This window comes from Mesorhizobium sp. M4B.F.Ca.ET.089.01.1.1 (assembly GCF_004022605.1).
GTDB classification, from domain to species: Bacteria; Pseudomonadota; Alphaproteobacteria; order Rhizobiales; family Rhizobiaceae; genus Mesorhizobium; species Mesorhizobium abyssinicae.
The window spans coordinates 1-985 of record NZ_RZOS01000935.1; the positions used below are offsets into that span (position 1 = coordinate 1).

Sequence of the window (985 nt, forward strand, 5' to 3'; positions counted from 1 at the left end):
GTCCAGACGCCAGGAGCGGCTCGCGGCAAGCTCGGTCGACCACGCTGGCCGGTGTGCCCGGCCGCATCAATGCGATGGCCTCGTCTTGGATGCGGATGATCGTGTCGGCGATACGCTGTTGCGCAGCGCTCGCCGGACCGACAACAGCGGTGCGCATCAAGCGTGCCCAGTAATTCTTGTGGACCCCGTTTTGTTCAAAGTAGACAGGATCGCCACGTTCCAGGCGCCGGTCCGAAAGTCCTCCATGTATGAGACTTGTTCGATCGCCGGAGGTGATGATACCGCCGAGCGACGCTGCCCCCGCCTTCACCAATGCGCTAGACACAGCCTCGGCGAGTTCTCGCTCCGCGACGCCAGGCCCGATAGCCTCGATGCCGGCCCGCAGGCCCACTTCAACCAGGCGGGCAGCGCCGCGCAGGTGTTCTATTTCCCGCGGCGATTTGATCAGGCGCAGGTGGTCGACAATACGGGGCTCTCCAACCAGAGTTGCATTCGGCAGCAGCGCCTGCAGCATCTTCCAGCGCTCCACCGTCAAGAACCATGAGTGCTCATCCACACCGACGCGCCCGCCTGCCAACCCAAGACCTTCAAGGGCTCTTCGCGCCGTGTCGAGCCAAACGGGGAGCGGATCAGCCGCATCTGCATAGACCACGTGGTTTTTGACCCATGAGGTGCTGTGCGCCGTGGGGACTTCCATGTCGCGCACGATCAGCACCGGGTCGCCGCGGCTGGGCACTGCTAAGGCGTGATAGGAGAAATAACCAATTTGATCTATACCGCTCAGATAATTAATGTTTTCTGGTTGGTGCAGCAGTAAGACGGGAAGATCATACTTAGCCATTTCTTCTTGAGTACGCCGTAGCCGCTCCCGTTATTCCTCAGCCGGGAAATCCATTCCATTATTCGCAGGCTCACTCACCGTCTTAAGCTCCTTCATTGTTGACTAGCCCACTGGATTTGGTTCGCCATTCACCAGCTTGGCGAA

General features: G+C 59.7%; 1 protein-coding gene. It reads right to left on the minus strand.

Translation table 11 applies throughout. From position 1 onward, the window contains the following. Window positions 1-841 (minus strand): Xaa-Pro peptidase family protein (locus EN780_RS35150; protein ID WP_133372905.1); only part of this gene is annotated, 841 nt, incomplete at its 3' end. Window positions 842-985 lie beyond the last annotated feature (144 nt).